Source organism: Paracidovorax sp. (genome assembly GCF_057642795.1).
The window spans coordinates 221140-239475 of record NZ_JBXYZY010000021.1 but is presented as its reverse complement, the minus strand read 5'-3'; the positions used below and the strand labels follow the sequence as shown (position 1 = coordinate 239475).

Annotated in this window: 15 protein-coding genes and 1 tRNA gene; 8 read left to right on the top strand and 8 right to left on the bottom strand. The window is 65.7% G+C overall.

What is annotated here, in order from left to right; all coding sequences use genetic code 11:
* The first annotated feature begins 138 nt into the window (after nucleotides 1–138).
* The 5 genes from AC3A84_RS08005 to AC3A84_RS07985 all read left to right on the top strand — a co-directional run bounded on the left by AC3A84_RS08005 (nucleotide 139) and on the right by AC3A84_RS07985 (nucleotide 7133).
* The gene (locus tag AC3A84_RS08005) at nucleotides 139–2703 is read left to right on the top strand and encodes a PAS domain S-box protein (protein ID WP_487969067.1); all 2565 of its coding nucleotides are present in this window, start codon (nucleotides 139–141) and stop codon (nucleotides 2701–2703) included.
* A complete protein-coding gene (locus AC3A84_RS08000; RefSeq protein WP_487969065.1) occupies nucleotides 2700–3326 on the top strand; it encodes a response regulator transcription factor in 627 nt (208 codons plus the stop codon). Before AC3A84_RS08005 ends, AC3A84_RS08000 begins: the two co-directional genes overlap by 4 nt.
* A 97-nt stretch (nucleotides 3327–3423) precedes the next feature.
* Complete coding sequence (folD, locus tag AC3A84_RS07995) at nucleotides 3424–4281, top strand: bifunctional methylenetetrahydrofolate dehydrogenase/methenyltetrahydrofolate cyclohydrolase FolD (protein WP_487969063.1); 858 nt, start codon at nucleotides 3424–3426, stop codon at nucleotides 4279–4281.
* A 109-nt stretch (nucleotides 4282–4390) separates the two neighbouring features.
* On the top strand, nucleotides 4391–6439 hold the full coding sequence (locus AC3A84_RS07990) for a M3 family metallopeptidase (RefSeq protein ID WP_487969061.1): 2049 nt from the start codon (nucleotides 4391–4393) through the stop codon (nucleotides 6437–6439).
* Between the two features lie 43 nt (nucleotides 6440–6482).
* Complete coding sequence (locus tag AC3A84_RS07985) at nucleotides 6483–7133, top strand: glutaredoxin domain-containing protein (RefSeq protein ID WP_487969059.1); 651 nt, start codon at nucleotides 6483–6485, stop codon at nucleotides 7131–7133.
* A gap of 72 nt (nucleotides 7134–7205) precedes the next feature.
* Here AC3A84_RS07985 and rpiA read toward each other — a convergent pair whose 3' ends face one another.
* Complete coding sequence (rpiA, locus tag AC3A84_RS07980; protein ID WP_487969057.1) at nucleotides 7206–7895, bottom strand: ribose-5-phosphate isomerase RpiA; 690 nt, start codon at nucleotides 7893–7895, stop codon at nucleotides 7206–7208.
* Nucleotides 7896–7930: 35 nt separating this feature from the next.
* Here rpiA and AC3A84_RS07975 point away from each other — a divergent pair, with 35 nt between their 5' ends.
* The gene (locus AC3A84_RS07975; protein ID WP_487969055.1) at nucleotides 7931–9013 is read left to right on the top strand and encodes a quinone-dependent dihydroorotate dehydrogenase; all 1083 of its coding nucleotides are present in this window, start codon (nucleotides 7931–7933) and stop codon (nucleotides 9011–9013) included.
* Between the two features lie 146 nt (nucleotides 9014–9159).
* Here the strand turns inward: AC3A84_RS07975 and AC3A84_RS07970 are convergent, their stop codons facing one another.
* From AC3A84_RS07970 to AC3A84_RS07940, 7 genes are all read right to left on the bottom strand, one after another.
* Nucleotides 9160–9471 (bottom strand): hypothetical protein, encoded by a 312-nt coding sequence (locus AC3A84_RS07970; protein ID WP_487969053.1) that lies wholly within the window; start codon nucleotides 9469–9471, stop codon nucleotides 9160–9162.
* Nucleotides 9472–9473: 2 nt separating this feature from the next.
* Nucleotides 9474–9869: a phage holin family protein gene (locus tag AC3A84_RS07965; protein WP_487969051.1), complete on the bottom strand. Its 396-nt coding sequence runs from the start codon at nucleotides 9867–9869 to the stop codon at nucleotides 9474–9476.
* A gap of 59 nt (nucleotides 9870–9928) precedes the next feature.
* A complete protein-coding gene (locus AC3A84_RS07960) occupies nucleotides 9929–10237 on the bottom strand; it encodes an ElaB/YgaM/YqjD family protein (RefSeq protein ID WP_092939343.1) in 309 nt (102 codons plus the stop codon).
* Between the two features lie 150 nt (nucleotides 10238–10387).
* Entirely contained in the window at nucleotides 10388–11500 is a 1113-nt protein-coding gene (locus AC3A84_RS07955) for an NAD(P)/FAD-dependent oxidoreductase (protein WP_487969050.1), read from the bottom strand.
* A 144-nt stretch (nucleotides 11501–11644) separates the two neighbouring features.
* Nucleotides 11645–11719, bottom strand: a tRNA-Val gene (locus AC3A84_RS07950).
* 115 nt (nucleotides 11720–11834) lie between these two features.
* Entirely contained in the window at nucleotides 11835–13307 is a 1473-nt protein-coding gene (locus AC3A84_RS07945; protein ID WP_487969049.1) for an APC family permease, read from the bottom strand.
* A gap of 194 nt (nucleotides 13308–13501) precedes the next feature.
* On the bottom strand, nucleotides 13502–14455 hold the full coding sequence (locus AC3A84_RS07940) for a helix-turn-helix domain-containing protein (RefSeq protein WP_487969048.1): 954 nt from the start codon (nucleotides 14453–14455) through the stop codon (nucleotides 13502–13504).
* Nucleotides 14456–14919: 464 nt separating this feature from the next.
* Here AC3A84_RS07940 and AC3A84_RS07935 point away from each other — a divergent pair, with 464 nt between their 5' ends.
* Nucleotides 14920–16374, top strand: a complete 1455-nt coding sequence (locus tag AC3A84_RS07935; protein ID WP_487969047.1) for an aldehyde dehydrogenase family protein — start codon at nucleotides 14920–14922, stop codon at nucleotides 16372–16374.
* A 505-nt stretch (nucleotides 16375–16879) separates the two neighbouring features.
* Nucleotides 16880–18289: a DUF1329 domain-containing protein gene (locus AC3A84_RS07930; RefSeq protein WP_487969046.1), complete on the top strand. Its 1410-nt coding sequence runs from the start codon at nucleotides 16880–16882 to the stop codon at nucleotides 18287–18289.
* Nucleotides 18290–18336 lie beyond the last annotated feature (47 nt).

The window sequence follows — 18336 nt, the reverse complement described above, 5'->3', positions numbered from 1 at the left end:
TCATAAATTAATGCGATTTCAAATCGTGCTTTTCATTTTCATATTGCAAAATAATGCTGCATCTGCACATATTTTCTTCAGGTGAAAAACAGACCTGCTGCATACCCACCCAAGGCAGGCGCCCTACACTCGCCCACCATGGATTCACCCGCCTCTGCTGACGCGCCCGGCACCCCCGTTACAGCGATCCACATGCCCGTCCGCTACTGGAGGGGGTGGTGGCGCAGCCTGTCGCCCACCCGCCAGGACCGACTCGCAGCCGTGGCCCCGCTGGCGGCTGTGATGATGTTCCTTGCAGCCATCGTGGCGGCCTTCTGGTACTTGCGCATGGAGGAAGTCGAGCGCGAGAAAGAAGCCCTTCGCCGCGACGTGGAATATTCCCAGCAGCGCGTGCGCCTGCGCTTGCTGGAGCGTCAGGAACAGATCATGCGCATTGCGCGCGACATCTCCAACCACGACCTGGAGCGAGCCGACTTCAACAGCCGTGCGGAGGCCCTCATCAGTCAATACCCCGAGCTGCAGGTGATCACGTGGGTGGACGAGCGCCGCCGCATCCGCGCCAGCCAGTCAGCCCCCACGGTGCCTACGGCTCAGTTGCGCGTGGCAGGCGAAGAACTGAAGACCGGCGACGCGGCCGACACCTTCAGCCTGGCCCGCGACCTGCAGCAGCCCGTCTATTCGCAGCCCACCACCACGCCGGGAGACAGCGCGCCCCTGCTGCAGCTGCAGGTACCCCTCGCGGCCCAAGGCCGCTTCAGTGGCGTGGTGCTGGCCGAATACTCCATCGACAGCCTCTTGCGCTACGGCATGCCCACCGAGGTGCTGGCGCGATACGCCGTCACCCTGCTCGACAGCAACGGCCAAGTGCTGGCGGGCACGCCGCTCACGCCGCGCAACGCCGGCCTGCTGCCCTGGCCTGCTCCGGCCAATGAGTACGAAGTGCCGGTATCCCCCGTAGGCAATGGCCTGTTGTTGCGGGCTCAGGCCTATCGCACGTCCCTCGGCCTGGTGGGCAGCGGCCTCTTCTGGATGGTGGGAACGTTGAGCGCCACGACGGCCTGGCTGCTCATCGCCACATGGCGCCATACCCGCCGCCGCATGCAGGCACAGCAGGCCCTGGTGGCCGAAACCAACTTCCGCCGCGCGATGGAGAACTCCATCCTCACCGGCATGCGGGCGCTCGACATGCACGGCCGCATTACCTATGTGAACGCCGCTTTCTGCCAGATGACGGGCTGGAGCGAGGCCGAACTGGTCGGGCAGATGCCGCCCTACTCCTACTGGCCCGAATCAGACCACGAGAACCTGCACGCCAAGCTGCGCGACGAGATGTCGGGCAAGCATTTCGCGGGCGGCTTCCAGGTGCGCGTCAAGCGCCGCAGTGGCACGCTGTTCGACGCCCGTCTCTATGTCTCCCCGCTGGTCGATGCCCATGGGGTGCAAACCGGATGGATGACGTCGATGACCGACATCACCGAGCCCAATCGCGTGCGCGAGCAACTCTCGGCCTCGCACGAGCGCTTCACCATCGTGCTGGAGTCGCTGGATGCGTCGGTGTCGGTCGCCCCGCTGGGCAGCGAAGAGCTGCTCTTCGCCAACAAGCTCTACCGTCAGTGGTTCGGCTCGCAGACAGCGGGTCACCTGCAACTGGTGGCGCAGGCCGGCGTACCGCCAAACCGCGATGCCTACCAGGCGACCGGCCTGGACGACGAGGACGGGCTGATGGGTCTGCCCACCGACCCGCTGACCAGCGCCCGATCCGAGAACGCAGAAATCTTTCTGCCCGACCTCGGCAAGTGGCTGGAGGTGCGCTCGCGATACCTGAACTGGGTGGACGGACGGCTGGCTCAGATGGTGATCGCCACCGACATCACGCCCCGCCGCCTGGCCGAAGAGCAGGCCGCTCGCCAGGCCGAACGCGCCCAGTCGGTCAGCCGGCTTATCACCATGGGAGAGATGGCCTCCAGCGTGGCCCATGAGCTCAACCAGCCACTCACAGCCATCAACAACTACTGCAGCGGCATGGTCTCGCGCATTCAGAGCGGCCAGATCACCGAGGAATCGCTGCTTTCTGCGCTGCAGAAAACCTCGCATCAAGCCCAGCGGGCCGGCCAGATCATTCAGCGCATCCGTGCATTCGTGAAACGCAGCGAGCCCAACCGCACCCTCTCCGAGGTGCCAGCCATGGTGAGCGAAGCCGTCGAACTGGCCGACATCGAACTGCGGCGCCACAATGTGCGGCTGTCGCACTACGTGGCCGCGCGGCTGCCCAAGGTCATGGCGGACGCCATCCTCATCGAGCAGGTGCTCATCAACCTGATGAAGAATGGCGCCGAATCCATCGCCAACGCCCAACGCCCGCCCGCCCGCCGCAGCGTGGAACTGCGCGTGCTCCCGCGTAACGTCGAAGGGCGCGAGGTGATCGAGTTCTCGGTACAGGACACGGGCCGGGGCCTCGCGCCCGAGGTGCTGGAACATCTGTTTGAAGCGTTCTACTCCACCAAGCAGGAAGGGATGGGCATCGGGCTCAACCTCTGCCGCAGCATCGTGGAATCGCATCATGGCCGTATGCAGGCCGAGAACATCTACAATGGATCGGAGGTGACCGGATGCCGGTTCTCCTTCTGGCTACCGCTGGCCCAGCCTGCGGATGGCACTACGAATTCAATAGCAAACACGCCCAACCCAAGGACCGTTGCATGAGCTTGATTCCGAAAAAAGGCACCGTCTATGTCGTCGATGACGACGAAGCCGTCCGCGATTCCCTGCAATGGCTGCTGGAGGGCAAGGACTATCGGGTACGCTGCTTTGATTCGGCCGAGTCGTTCCTCTCGCGCTATGACCCTCGCGAGGTGGCCTGCCTGATCGTGGACATCCGCATGGGCGGCATGACCGGCCTCGAGCTGCAGGACCGCCTGATCGAGCGCAAGTCGCCGCTACCCATCGTCTTCATCACCGGCCACGGCGACGTACCCATGGCCGTGAACACCATGAAAAAGGGCGCGCTGGACTTCATCCAGAAGCCCTTCAACGAAGAAGAATTGGTCGGCTTGGTCGAACGCATGCTCGACCATGCCCGCGAAGCCTTCGCCGGCTACCAGCAGGCCGCCAGCCGCGACGCCTTGCTCTCCAAGCTCACCAGCCGCGAAGTGCAGGTGCTCGAACGCATCGTTGCCGGGCGCCTGAACAAGCAGATCGCCGACGACCTGGGCATCAGCATCAAGACGGTGGAGGCGCACCGCGCCAACATCATGGAAAAGCTGGGCGCCAACACCGTGGCCGACCTGCTCAAGATCGCACTGGGCCCGACGGCCGCCAAGGTCTGATCGCCCCGGTTGAAACCACTCACTTTTTGATAGCTGCCTGCGCACGCTGCATCAGCGCCAGGCGGCTTTTTTACTTACTGCCAACCCTTTTTCGACCATGACCGCTCAACTGATCGACGGCAACGCCCTCTCCCGCCAACTGCGCACCGAAGTCTCCCAACGCGCCGCCGCCCTCAAGGCCCGCGGCGTCACGCCGGGCCTGGCGGTGGTGCTGGTGGGCGACAACCCGGCCAGCCAGGTCTATGTGCGCAACAAGGTCAAGGCCTGCGAAGACAGCGGCCTGCATTCGGTGCTGGAGAAGTACGAAGCCTCCATGACCGAGGCCGAGCTGCTGGCACGCGTCGAAGCGCTGAACAACGACCCCGCCATCCACGGCATCCTGGTGCAGCTGCCGCTGCCCGCGCATATCGACGCGCAGAAGGTGATCGAGGCCATCTCGCCCGCCAAGGACGTCGATGGCTTCCACATCGCCAGCGCCGGTGCGCTCATGACCGGCATGCCCGGCTTCTGGCCCTGCACACCCTACGGCTGCATGAAGATGCTGGAATCCATCGGCTACGACCTGCGCGGCAAGCATGCCGTGGTCATCGGCCGCAGCAACATCGTGGGCAAGCCCATGGCGCTGATGCTCCTGCGCCAGAACGCCACCGTCACCATCTGCCACAGCGCCACGCGCGACCTGAAGGCGCAGACGCTGCAGGCCGACGTGATCGTCGCCGCCGTGGGCAAGCGCAACGTGCTCACCGCCGACATGGTCAAGCCCGGCGCCGTGGTGATCGACGTGGGCATGAACCGCAACGACGAGGGCAAGCTCTGCGGCGACGTGGACTTCGAGGGCGTCAAACAGGTCGCCGGCTGGATCACGCCCGTGCCCGGCGGCGTGGGCCCCATGACCATCACCATGCTGCTGGTCAACACCATGGAAGCTGCCGAGCGCGCCGCCCGCGGCGCCTGAGCGGCGTGAGCGCCCAGCCGGCCGGGCCCTTGCCCGGCCGATCGCCGCGATTGCCAGGTTCTATCGCCACGTCATTGAAACCCAGCGGCACGGCCGCACAATGCTTCGCATGAGCAATCCTCTCCTCGACTTCTCCGACCTCCCCCTCTTCGACCGCATCGCTCCCGCCGATGTCGCACCGGCCATCGACGTGCTGCTGCAGCGCGCCGAAGCGGCGCTGGAAACGGTCACCGCACCGGACTTCCCCGCCAACTGGAAGGAAATCTCCCGCGTGCTGGACGTCGCCACCGAGGAACTGGGCCGTGCCTGGGGTGCCGTCAGCCACCTCAACAGCGTGGCCGACACGCCCGAGTTGCGCGCTGCCTACAACGAGGCACTGCCCCGCGTCACAGAGTTCTGGACCCGCCTGGGCGCCGATGAGCGGCTCTACGCCAAGTACAAGGCCATCGACCCCGCCACGCTCAACCCCGAGCAGCGCCGTGCGTGGGACAACGCCATGCGCAACTTCGTGCTCTCGGGCGCGGAACTGCAAGGCGCGGCCAAGGAACGCTTCGCGCAGATCCAGGAGCGCCAGGCCGAGCTGAGCCAGAAGTTCAGTGAAAACGCCCTTGATGCGACCGATGCGTTCGCCTATTACGCTGGCGCCGATGAACTCGACGGCGTGCCCGCCGACGTGCAGCACGCTGCGCGCGCCGCGGCGCAGGCAGAGGGCAAAGACGGCTACAAGCTCACACTCAAGATGCCCTGCTACCTGCCGGTGATGCAGTTCGCCCACAGCAGCGCTCTGCGCGAAACGCTCTACCGCGCCTACGTCACCCGCGCGTCCGACCAGGCCAGCGCAGATGCCGCACGCTTCGACAACAGTGCGCTGATCCGCGAGATCCTCGCGTTGCGCAAGGAAGAGGCGCAGCTGCTGGGCTACAGCAGCTTCGGCGAGGTCTCCGTCGTGCCCAAGATGGCCGAATCGCCCACTCAGGTCGTCAGTTTCCTGCGTGACCTGGCGCAACGCGCCCGACCGTTCGCGGAGCAGGACGTGGCCGATTTGCGTACCTTCGCTGCCGAGCACCTGGGCCTCACGGCGCCCCAGTCCTGGGACTGGCCCTACATCTCCGAAAAGCTCAAGGAGGCGCGCTATGCCTTCAGCGAGCAGGAGGTCAAGGAATACTTCACGGCGCCCAAGGTGCTCGCCGGCCTCTTCAAGATCATCGAAACCCTCTTCGACGTGGCCATCCGCCGTGACCAGGCCCCGGTATGGAACCCTGCCGTCGCGTTTTACCGTATCGAGCGCGGCGGCGAGCTGGTGGGCCAGTTCTATCTGGACCAGCCTGCCCGCGTGGGCAAGCGCGGCGGCGCCTGGATGGACGACGTGCGCGCCCGCTGGCTGCGCCCCGACACCGGCAAGCTGCAGACGCCGGTCGCCCATCTGGTCTGCAACTTCGCCGAAGGCGTGGGTGGCAAGCCGCCGCTGCTCACGCATGACGACGTGATCACGCTCTTCCACGAATTCGGCCACGGCCTGCACCACATGCTGACCCGCGTGAACGAACGCGACGTGTCCGGCATCAGCGGCGTCGAATGGGATGCCGTGGAGCTGCCCAGCCAGTTCATGGAGAACTTCTGCTGGGAATGGGACGTGCTCAAGCACATGACCGCCCACGTCGAGACCGGCGAGCCGCTGCCCCGCGCGCTGTTTGACAAGATGATCGCCGCGAAGAACTTCCAGAGCGGCATGGCCACGCTGCGGCAGATCGAGTTCGCCCTGTTCGACATGCTGCTGCATACCGAGCACGATCCCTCCCAGGATTTCATGCCCCTGCTCGACCAAGTGCGCGCCGAAGTGGCCGTGCTGCAGCCGCCGGCCTTCAGCCGCACGGCGCACACCTTCAGCCACATCTTTGCGGGCGGCTACGCTGCGGGCTACTACAGCTACAAGTGGGCCGAGGTGCTGAGCGCGGACGCCTATGCGGCCTTCGAGGAAGCCACCGGCCCCGACGGCCTGCCCGACCCCGCCGTGGGCCGCCGCTACCGCGAAGCCATCCTGGAAGCCGGCGGCAGCCGGCCCGCCATGGAGTCCTTCAAGGCCTTCCGCGGCCGCGAGCCCAGCCTGGATGCGCTGCTGCGCCACCAGGGCATGACGGCCCACGCCGAGACCGCGTGAGCGAATCTGCAGTCTGCCCGCCCTCAACCTCGGACACCCCTGCATGAAGATCGCCGCTCCATCCAACGCCCTGCTGTCGCTGATGCTGCTGCTGAGCGGCATGGGCAGCGCTGTGTACGCACAGCAGGTCTATCGGTCGGTGGGGCCCGACGGGCGGATCACCTTTTCCGACCGGCCTCCGATGGAGGCGAAATCACAAGCCACCGCCGAAACCACCGGTGGGCAGACCTCATCCCCTGCCAACGACAACCTGCCGTACGCATTGCGGCAGGTGGCTTCGCGCTTTCCCGTCACCCTCTACACGAGCGCCGACTGTGTCCCCTGCGCCAGCGCGCGGAGCCTGTTGACCGGCCGGGGGGTGCCGTTTTCAGAGCGCACAGTCACATCGAACGATGACATCGAGGCGCTGAAACGGATGAGTGGCGCCACCAGCCTGCCTTTCGGCACCATCGGGGCGCAGCAACTGTCGGGCTTCGCCCAGTCGGAGTGGACGCAGTATCTGGATGCGGCCGGTTACCCCAAGCAGTCGCAACTCCCGGCAAACTACCGCAGGCCGCCGGCGCAGCCGCTGGTTCCGGCCCCGGCACCGGCGAAGCCGGCCGTGCCCGCGGAGGCCGCGACTCGTGACCGCAGCGCGGCGCCGCGGCCCGCGCCTGCGGCCCCTACGTCCAATCCGGCGGGCATCAGCTTCTGATCGGTGCCAGGACGGGAGCTCCCCGCACCCGGCGAGCTGTCGTGCTGAAAAAAGCCTGCCGCCCTCGTCCGGTCAGTAGGTCAGCGTCTCGACGCCTTGCGCCGTGCCCAGCAGGCATACATGGGCGCGCTGATGCGCGAACACGCCTACCGTGACCACGCCAGGCCACTGGTTCACAGCCGTTTCGAACGCCAGCGGATCGCGGATCACGAGGCCCCGAACGTCCAGGATGTGCTGACCGTTATCCGTCACCAGCGGGCTGCCGTTCTTCAGCCGCACGGTGGCTTCGCCGCCCATCGCTGCGAATCGTCGCTGGATCTGCGAGGCGGCCATGGGAATGACCTCGACAGGCAGTGGAAAGCCTCCCAGCGCCTCGACGCGCTTGGACGCATCCGCGATGCAGACGAAGCGCTTGGCCAGCGCCGCGACGATCTTCTCCCGCGTCAGCGCGGCGCCGCCGCCTTTGACCATGTAGCCGCTGCCGTCGATCTCGTCGGCGCCGTCGATATAGACCGAGAGGGAGTCCACTTCGTTGGCATCGAACACGGGGATGCCCAGCTGCTGCAGGCGCTCGGTGCTGGCTGTGGAACTGGAGACCGCGCCCTTGATGCGGTCCTTCACGGATGCGAGCGCATCGATGAACTTGTTGACAGTGGACCCCGTGCCCACGCCGACGATTTCGCCGGGCACCACATACTGGAGAGCCGCTTGGCCGACCAGCGTCTTGAGTTCGTCTTGAGTGAGGGATGCAGGTGTCGTCATGGGAGAGAATCGGGAGTGAATCCCGAATTATCTCCATGTCGCTCATCCCCTACTCCATCGCCCGCCCCTTTCTTTTCCGCCTGGACGCCGAGGCCGCGCACGACCTGACGATGGACTGGCTGGCCCGCGCCCAGCGAACGCCCCTGCAGCACGCCTGGGCGCAGCCTGCGGTGGACGATCCGGTACAACTGGCGGGCCTGACTTTCCCGAACCGCGTGGGCATGGCCGCAGGACTGGACAAAAACGCGCGCTGCATCGACGCCCTCTGCGCCATGGGTTTCGGCTTCGTCGAGGTGGGTACCGTGACGCCACGCCCCCAGCCCGGCAACCCCAAGCCCCGCATGTTCCGGCTGCCACAGGCGCGCGGCCTCATCAACCGCTTGGGGTTCAACAACCAGGGGCTCGATGCTTTCCTGCACAACGTGCAGCAGGCACGTTTCCGTGAACAGCGCCGGGCCCATCCCATGCTGCTCGGGCTCAATATTGGAAAGAACGCCAGTACGCCCATTGAGCAGGCGACGAGCGACTACCTCACGTGCCTGGATGGCGTTTATGCCCATGCCGATTACGTGACAGTGAACATCAGTTCACCCAACACGCAGAATCTGCGCGCGTTGCAGAGCGACGAAGCGCTGGATGCCCTTCTGGGCGCCATCGCCGAGCGCCGCGAAGCCCTGGCGCAGCGACATCTGCGAGGAGACGGCACATCGCGTCGCGTGCCGATCTTCGTCAAGATCGCGCCGGACCTGGATGAGAACCAGGTCGAAGTGATCGCGGCGACGCTGCGGCGCCATGGCATGGACGGCGTGATCGCCACCAACACCACCATCGCCCGGGACGCAGTTCAGGGCCTGCCCCACGGCACTGAAACCGGCGGCCTGAGTGGCGCCCCCGTGCTCGCAGCCAGCAACCGAATCATCACGCAGCTGCGTGCAGCCCTCGGGCCTGCCTTTCCCATCGTCGGAGTGGGCGGCATCCTAAGCGCAGACGACGCCGTGAGCAAGATCCAAGCGGGCGCCGACGTCGTGCAGATCTACACTGGGCTCATCTACGAAGGGCCCGCACTGGTCACCCACTGCGCCGAGGCCATCCGAGCTCTGCCGCACAGCCGCGCGTGAAGGCGGTCCTGCACGGCCGGCTCAGGTGCCTGCCGCCCTGATGGCAGATCCAACAACAAAGGGCCGCTTCCAGCGGCCCTTTGTGTTTCATCGGGGAGAAGTGACCAGCTTGCGGTGACCACCCATGCCCGTGCAGATATGACAGCCTAGCGGCGCAGCCTGCTGATCAACGGCATGGCAATACCGGCCCAGCGCACCAGCCGCGATGGCCCTGCAACGATCGCCGCAGCAGCCGCCACCGCCACCGCGACCGGGTGAAGCCGGGCGAACGCGATGAGCTTGACGCTCAAGGGCGCTTCGGGGTCGATGGATTGCTGTTCCTCCCGCAAGGCCAGCGCCTGCCGCTGAGCGAGCCGACGAGCGTGAAGTCGCTCGCGTTGCCGCTCAATGCGTTCCAGCACCTCGCGCTGCTCCACGCTAGGCTCGGGGATGAACACTTGGTTCTCAGAGGGGGCCATACTCACAACCGCTCCTTGATCAGTCGCCAGTCCGTGGCGATCTCGCGGCGCGTCAAAGCAAACGCATTGCCGGCTTTACGCGTCACAGAAATCAACCAGGCCAATACTGCAGCCCAAATCACGATCCAGCCAGCGGCCAGCAGCCAAGCCGACAGGATGCGGTGAGGCGTATCCCAGAACTGAACCAGAACGGCGATGGACAGCATGGTCAACGCCACCACGGTGATGCCGCCCAATGCCACAGTAAACACCAGCATCATCGCCAGCCGGCGCTTCTGGTCGGCCCATTCGAGGCGAGCCAAATCCAGCCGATCTTCAGCGGCAATGGCGGCCTCCATGACATTGGCGCGCCAGCGCGCGATCCAGCCTTCCATTCCAAGAAGGGCAATCCAGTTCATGCGCGGCGCTCCTGCATCAGCGTTTCCATCGAGTCAGATGGGGTGCCCGGCTTGGGCAATCAACGACGAGCCAGGAGGAAGCCCACCAGGGCGCCGACCGCGAGGGCAGCGCTGGCCACGCGCCAGGGTTCGTCGTGAGCGTAGCGGTCAGCAGCGCGAGCGGCTTCCTTGGCTTGGTACGTGGCGTCCTGCGCGACGCGCACAGCGGAGTCACGCACGGAGTGGATGCCATCGTCCAAGCGCTGACGGAGTTGCTTGATTTCGGGAACGCCATCGAGGTCCTTGCTGGACAGCAGACCCTTCAGATCCGTGACCAGCTTGTCCAGTTCACGTTGGGCGGTAGAGACGGTTTCGGAGGCAGAAGACATGGACAAAACCCTTTCTTGTATTAGGTTGCAAAGGTAATCCGCGGGCTGCCAAGGAGGTGTAGGCGGATGACCTATCTTAGCCAAGCCAGGAGCGAGCACGCTCCTCACAGCCCTTCGCCAGCCCAGGCATTCCAATAACTTTGCACCGGATCAGTCAGGTGCAAGAACCGCCTTGCTAGCGACCCACTCGCCGATGGCCAATGCGCTGGTCAGGCCGGGCGACTCAATGCCAAACAGGTTCACCAGGCCCGCGACTCCGTGGTTGGCGGGGCCTTGGATCATGAAGTCAGCGGGGGGTTCGCCGGGGCCGTGGATCTTCGGCCGTATGCCGGCATACCCCGGCAACAAGGCTCCGTCGGGCAGTTGCGGCCAGTACCGGCGCACTTCCGCATAGAAACCCGTTGCTCGGCCTGGATCCACAAGCAGGTCGTCCGGGTCCTCGACCCATTCAACGTCAGGACCGAACTTGGCCTGACCAGCGAGGTCCAGAGTCAGGTGGACGCCCAGGCCGGCGGCTTCAGGTACCGGATAGATCAGGCGGGAGAAAGGTGAGGCGACCGCGAGGGCGAAATAGCTACCCTTGGCGTAGTGAGCACGGGGCACTATTTCGGGTGTCAGCCCCTGGCAGCGGCGCGCGAGCGCGGGGGCGCTTAATCCTGCGGCATTCACGACCAGACCGGCCTGGAGTTCAGTTCCATCTTCCATACGCAACACGATGCCACCCGCTTGCAGCACGCGCATCGACTCCACGGAAGAACGTAACACCACCATGCCGCCGCCATTTTCCAGATCGGCTTGCAGCGAGAGCATGAAGGCGTGGCTGTCGATGATGCCCGTGGACGGAGATAGCAGCGCTGCCACGCATTCGAGCCGAGGCTCCAGCGCCCTGGCTTGGTCGCGGCTCAGCCAGACCAGATCCGTCACACCATTGGCGCGGGCCCGCTGCTCGATCTGCTGCAGGGCGGGCATCTGGGCCGCCGACGTGGCCACGATCAGCTTGCCACAGCGGCGGTGCGGCAGGTGGCGTTCAGCGCAGTAGGCATAAAGCATGTCCCGGCCTGCGACGCAGAGCCGGGCCTTGAGCGATCCTGCCGGGTAGTAGATGCCAGCGTGGATGACCTCGCTGTTGCGTGAACTCGTGCCGGTGCCGATCGCCCCGGCGCCCTCCAGCACCAGCACTTCGCGCCCCTGCAGTGCCAGCGCCCTCGCCACAGCCAGACCCACCACGCCTGCGCCCACCACGACGCTATCCACCTGATCCATGGCCGTGCCTCCGCCATCTCGTTGGAAAGCGTTGATTGTTGTCGCAAGCGCTAGGCGGCGTGTCGCTGAAGAAGGCAGGGGCTGTGCCATTGCAGGCCTCAGAACGCAAAAAAGCCCGCACAGGGCGGGCTTTCTTACAGAATTTGGTGGGTCGCAGAGGGGTCGAACCTCTGACCCCCGCCGTGTGAAGGCGGTGCTCTACCACTGAGCTAGCGACCCAAATTCTTGAATTTGCTAAGCCTCAGATTATAAGCTGCTTTTTGCGGTGGAGTTCAAATTCTCCCCACATCGACGCCACTCACTCGGCGTTTGAGTCAAGCCATCACGGCTCTCACTAGACCCGGTCCTGTCCCAGATTGGCAAAACGAGCGGGCTGGCTCCGGCCCAGACGCCGTGCGAGCAGGTAGCCCGACGCAGCAGCCAACGGCACCAAGGCCACCAAGGCCACGGAGATGAGGCCGCTGGCTCCGGTCAGCACATGGAAGTTGCGCACAGCGAGCGACAGCACCAGCAAAAGGCCCAGGATCGAGAGAACGGGCAGTACCTGGGTGCGCATGCGGCCATAGCCTCGCGTGTCGGCTCGGAAGAACCGCACCACCGCGAACGCCGTTCCTATCATCAGCACCAGCAGGCAGACCGTCGCCAGGTTGCTCAGCCAGGCGAACTGCGTCAGCACCGGGTCGGCGCCCACCAAAGCGAAACCGATCACCACCACTGCGCACAGCGCGGTCTGCAGCAGCGAAGCCATATGCGGGCTTTTGTGGCGCGGATGCGTCCAGCCAAGGCAGGCTGGAAGCAGGCCTTCACGCCCCATGGCGTAGAAGTAGCGCGCGGTGGAGTTGTGAAAGGCGATCAGCCCGGCATAGATGCTGGCGATGAACATGCCCCGCAGCAGGCTCGTGAAGTGGGCACCGGCATAGCCATCGGACATCACGTAGAGAAACTGGGTGGGGTCGTGCAGTGCGGTGATGCGGGCCACTACATCGCCGCTGCCAGCGCCCAGCACCAGACACCACAGCGAGAACGAATAGAAGCTGCCCACCAGCAGCAGCGCGCCATAGGTCGCAATCGGAATGCTGCGCTTCGGGTCCTTGGCCTCTTCGCTATAGATGGCTGTCGATTCGAAGCCGATGAAGGCCGCAAAGCAGAACAGCAGGCCTATGAACGGGTTGCCGCTCGCGATCGCCTGCGGATCGAAGGATTGCAAGTCGATGCCCTGTGCGCCCCCCTTATGCAGGATGAGCACGTCCAGCAGCAGCACGACCGCGTATTCGGCCACCACGAAAGCCGCGAGGATCTTGGCAGAGAAGTCGATCTGCCGGTAGCCAAACACGGCCACAGTCGCCATGGCCGCCAGCGAACAACCCCACCAGGGCACAGCGAGACCGAACTGCGCCTCGAGCGCCTCGGAAGTCACCGCGCCCAGCAGGCCGTAGAGGCCGAACTGCAGCGTGACGTAGCCCAGCACCGCCACCATGGCGGCGGCGCCACCCGCATGCCCGTTCCAGCCGCGCGCGATCATGGCGTAGAAGCCGCCGGCGTTGGTGACGCAGGTGGCCATGGCCGTGTAACCGGCCGCGAAGACCAGCAGGATGAGCAGCGCCAGCAGCACCAGTGCGGGCGTACCCGCGCCGTTGCCCAGCATCATGCCGATGGGAAAGCCGCCGGCCACCACGCTGAGCGGGCTGGCAGCGGAGATCACCAGCAGCGTGATGACGCCCGCGCTCAGGCTTGCACGGCGGAGGTCGGTCGACCGAGCCGGCAGGCCATCCCCGCGAGGCTGCGCCATAGCATTCAAGACTTGCATTTCGAGAATCTCCAAAAGCCTGGTGTTACCAGGATCGTTGACAGTCCCCCAAAGCGCCAGCACTGCCAGTGGAGCGGACTGTTGCCGGGCGTCCGGTGTTCCGGAGCGGCGATGCAGCGCAGTCTAGGAGGGCTCGGCGCGCGTCGATAACCCGTATCGGCACCCCGTGGGGCGCCCTCCCCCACGCGGGCCCGTCACTGCCAGGTGGCCACCACCCGCCGCGTCTGGGAAGGCAGTTCCCCGAAGAGTTCCTGGTACTCGGCCGCGAAATGGCTCAGGTGGTAGAAGCCCCAACGCGCCGCGGCGTCGCCGATCGAGAGCTCCGAAGGGTGGGTTGACATCAGGCTGCGGCGCACGCCGTTGAGCCGCACCGAGCGCAGGTAGTTCACCGGCGTGGTTTCCGCCACCGAGCGGAAGCTGTTCTGCACGGTGCGCCGGCTCACCTGTAGCCGCTGGCAAAGGTCCATCACACTGGGAGCGTTCAGGGTTTCGGACATCGCCAGCCGGTGGCATTTCTCGACGATGAAGCTCTGCGTGGAACTGCCGTTGCGTTGGCGCCGGTCGCAGGCGGGGTCGGTCATCAGTTGCAGCATTTCCTGCAGCATGCCCTGCTCCAGAACGGCTTCGCGTTCCGGGTCCGCGCCGGCATCGTCGCAGTCCACCGCTTCGGAGAACATCGCCAGCAGGCGCTCCCGGCAAGCGGCCAGGCGCTGCTCAGGGAGCTTGATCACGGGCTGCCTCAAGAGGGTTTCCACCTCCCGCGCGGAAGTGATACGCGACAGGGCTGACTCGAACAGCTCGCGCTCGAAGGTGATGGCCAGCATGTCCATGCCGGTGGGCATGTGAAACATGAATTCCTCTCCGCCGCGAAGGAAGAAGAGACTATTGGTATCGGCCTCACGCCCCTGCATCCGGATCGCGCCGGGCACGGACAGCGGCAGCGCGAAGCAGACCTGCCCCGCCGGAGCCCTGCCGTGCTGCACCACGCGCTGGTTGATCTGCTCCCGGAACACGTGACAGCGGTCGCTGGAGAACTGCACCAGGCAGCTGTTGAGCGTACCTGCCGATATCTGGTGGTAGGTCTGGTCCCAGTGCTGGACCGACGCCGCGTGGGCGTAAACGTCATCGAAATGATGGATGCTCTTCATGAAAGACACCTTCGCAGGGAGGTGGCGTGGACGCCATTTAATTTGCACAATTTCCACATAGGCGAAATTGTGCAATTCCCAATGCAAAGATCGCGCCAGTGAAAACCCGGGGCGCCCGCACCTGTTTGGCGCGCCAGGGGGCATCCCGGCGCAGCGGACCGCGCCCCGCGCGCCCTCCCTCTTCTTTTCAGGGATCGTGCCCTCCACACCCAGCCTGGGTTCGGCGGTGCTCTCATGAGGCAAGGACCATACCCAGACTCGCCTTTCTTCGCGCATCGTCTGACCGGACGGGTTGCTTATTTGGGCTAACGCGGCACTGCCCCGCCCCAACACACTGCTTGCGCGAGGTGGCTCGACCGCGCCCGGCCGATGGGCGGGCATCTTCGGAGAGAACCGCCTGTCGCTCGTTCAACCCGCCTGCGGCCCCGGCGCCGGCAGGCCACTCTTGCAAGGCAGAGCATTCCATGACCCAGCATCTGAAACATTTCATCGGCGGCGCCAGCGCGGAGGCGTCCGACGGCGCCCGCATGCCGCTCGTGAACCCCGTGGACGAACAGCCCTACGCCAGTGCCGCCCGCGGCACCGCCGCCGACGTGGACCGCGCAGTGGCCGCCGCTCGTGCACAGCTGGAAGGCGGCGCCTGGTCGCGCTTGGCCGGCAGCCAGCGGGGCCGCCTGCTGTCACGCCTGGCCGACCTGGTGGAGCGCGATCTGGAGCAGCTCGCGGACATGGACGCCCATGCCATCGGCCGCTCGCCCATGGAGCCGCGCATGATGGACGTGCCCAATGCCATCGCCAACCTGCGCGCCGCGGCCGGCTGGGCCAATCAGCTCGAGGGACGAACCATTCCCACGGCCGGCTACATGGGCCAGCGCACGTTCTCGTACACCCTCCGTGAGCCGATCGGCGTGGTCGGCGCGATTCTTCCGTGGAATTCGCCGCTGATGATCACGGTGTGGAAGCTGGCCGCGCTGCTGGCCGCAGGCTGCACCGTGGTGGTGAAGCCCTCGGAAGAAACGCCCCAATCGGTGCTGCACCTGGCCCAGCTCGCCCGGGAGGCGGGCTTTCCCGATGGCGTGATCAATGTGGTCACAGGCTACGGCGACGTGGTGGGCCGCGCACTCTGTGAACACCCCGATGTGGCCAAGATCAGCTTCACCGGCAGCCCGGAGGCGGGCCGCGCCATCCAGCGCATCGCCGCGCCGCTCTTCAAGCGCGTCACGCTGGAGCTGGGCGGCAAGAGCGCGCAGATCGTCTTCGACGACGCCAGCTTCGACGATGCCGTGCGCGGCTGCGCCATGGGCATCTTCGTCAACCAGGGTCAGGTCTGCGCGGCGGGCTCGCGCATCCTGGTGCAGCGTGGCATCGCCGACCGCTTCGCCGCTGCGCTGGCCCAGGCCGCCAAGGGTGTGCAGGTTGGCGATCCGCGTCAGCCTGGCGTGCAGATGGGGCCCGTGGCCAAGAAGGCGCAGTTCGAACGGGTCAACCGTTACGTGCAGATCGGCATCGACGAAGGGGCGGAACTGCTGGCCGGAGGCGTTTCGCACCCAGACAAGGGCTGGTTCGTGCAGCCCACCATCTTCGCCAACGCCACCAACACGATGACCATCGCCCGCGAAGAGATCTTCGGCCCGGTGGGCACCATCATTCCCTTCGACACCGAGGAGGAAGCCATCGCGCTGGCCAATGACTCCGCCTACGGCCTGGCGGCCACCGTCTGGACGGGTAATCTGGCGCGAGCGCACCGCGTGGCCGCTGCAGCCAAGGTGGGTGCCGTGGGCGTGAACTGCTGGAGTCCGCTGGATGCCAACCTGCCCTGGGGCGGCCTCAAGACCAGCGGCATTGGCCGCGAAGGCGGCTTGCCCGGTGCCCTGGCCTACACCGAGGAAAAGGTCGTCACCGTGCTTCTGCCCGAGTGAACGATCGGCATTGAAGGCGGCTGCCGCGGCTTCCCAAGCCAAGCCACGCACCGCCCTGCATGGCGCTGGCGCCCTCAGGGGAGAGAGGGCCACCCGCGCCGCGGCCTGCACGCCATCCGCAGGCCGCATCCATCACAGCTCTCCTCCCCGCCAGCGCCCGCGATACCCCCCTCGCACCGAGCCGCGGCCTCCGCGGCCCCAGGTGTTCTGCGCTCTCGCCCTTCCGCTTGCGAACCCCTTCCGCGCGCTTTTTGTGCACGGTGTTGGTGCGATAGCGACCCGCCCCGCGCCAGTTTGGCGCGCCATCTGCACGCCTTGCCGAGCACCTGTGGAGCGCCCCGCGCGAGGGCTGAAGAGACGTGCTGATTTGGGCTAACGCCACGCCGGCACGCACTCGGACACTGGCCCCGTGCCGTGATAGCGGGTCGCAGCGAAGCGCACGCGACTGCCCCGAAGCGACGGCCTTTCCCCTTCGAACGAAGTCAGCCAACCCTCTGGAGAACCCATGCCACGTCTGAAGAAGAACCGAGCGCTCGCACCCCTGTCCCGAGCCACATGGACCGCCGTCCTGGCAGCGCAACTGCTGGGCGCCCCGCTGGCAGCCGGCGCCGCCGACATTGCCCAGCTGGACAAGCTCACGCCCTCGGGCGCGGAAAAGGGCGCCAACAAGGACGGCAGCATTCCGGCCTGGCAAGGCGCTGAGGCACCACTGCCCGGCTGGGAATGGGGCAAGCTGCGCCGCAATTTCTGGAAGCATAAGGACGAAAAGCCGCTCTTCAGCATCGACGCCTCCAACGCCGACAAGTACGCCGACAAGCTGAGCGCCGGCCAGCTGGCCATGCTCAAGCAGCGCAAGGACTACCGCATGGACGTCTATCCCAGCCACCGTACCTGCGGCGTGCCGGACTTCGTCGCGGCCAACACGCGTAAGAACGTGGGCACGGCCAAGCTCTCCGACGACGGCTGGAGCCTCAAGGAAGCCACCGTGCCGGGCTATCCCTTCCCCATTCCGGCCTCGGGCGTGGAAGCCATGTGGAACTCCAAGATGCGGTACCGGGGCGTGGGCATCGACTACAAGGGCACCATCACCGCCGTGTCGCCGCGCCGCGGCAGTACCGAATGGATCCGCGCCGATTCCGAGCAGACGGTGTTCATTCCGACGGGCGCGAAGGGATCGGCCCAGCTCTCGTCGCTGCCGCCGGTGGAGTTCTACGTGTATTTCGGCTACGTCGCGCCGGCTGCGCTGGCAGGCCAGGCCGTGGCCATCACGCAGTACCTGAACCAGGCCGAGAACGAAACGTTCTACTACTTCCCCGGCCAGCGCCGCGTGCGCCGCATGCCCGCCTATTCGCACGATGCGCCGCAGATTGGCATGGAGAACCAGTACACGCTGGACGAGCCGCAGGTCTTCAACGGCGCGCTGGACCGCTTCGACTGGAAGCTGGTGGGCAAGAAGGAAATCTATGTGCCCTACAACGCTTTCGGTGCCTACGACTTCAAGGCCAAGTTCGAGGACGTGGCCCAGCCCGACTTCATCGCTCCCTTGCACCGCCGCTACGAGCTGCACCGCGTCTGGGTGATCGACGCCACGGTCAAGGCCGGCATGCGCCACTCAGCGCCCAAACGCACCATCTACCTGGACGAGGACAGCTGGGCGCCCCTGCTGATGGACGACTTCGACGGCCAGAACAAGCTGGCCAAGATGCGCGAAGGCTTTCTCATCCCCGTCTATGAGACCGGTAGCTGCGACGTGATGGCCATGGTGCAGAACAACCTGGCCGAAGGCCGCTACGTGTTCGACACGCACACCGTCGGCGTGGGCAAGGACATCCGCTGGTTCACCGAGCCCAACGGCCCGCGTTTCAAGGCGAGCTTCTTCACCTCGGACAACCTGCGCGCCATCAGCGAACGCTGAGCGGACGGCCGCGAGAACACCACCACAGCAAGCCATACCAAGGACAG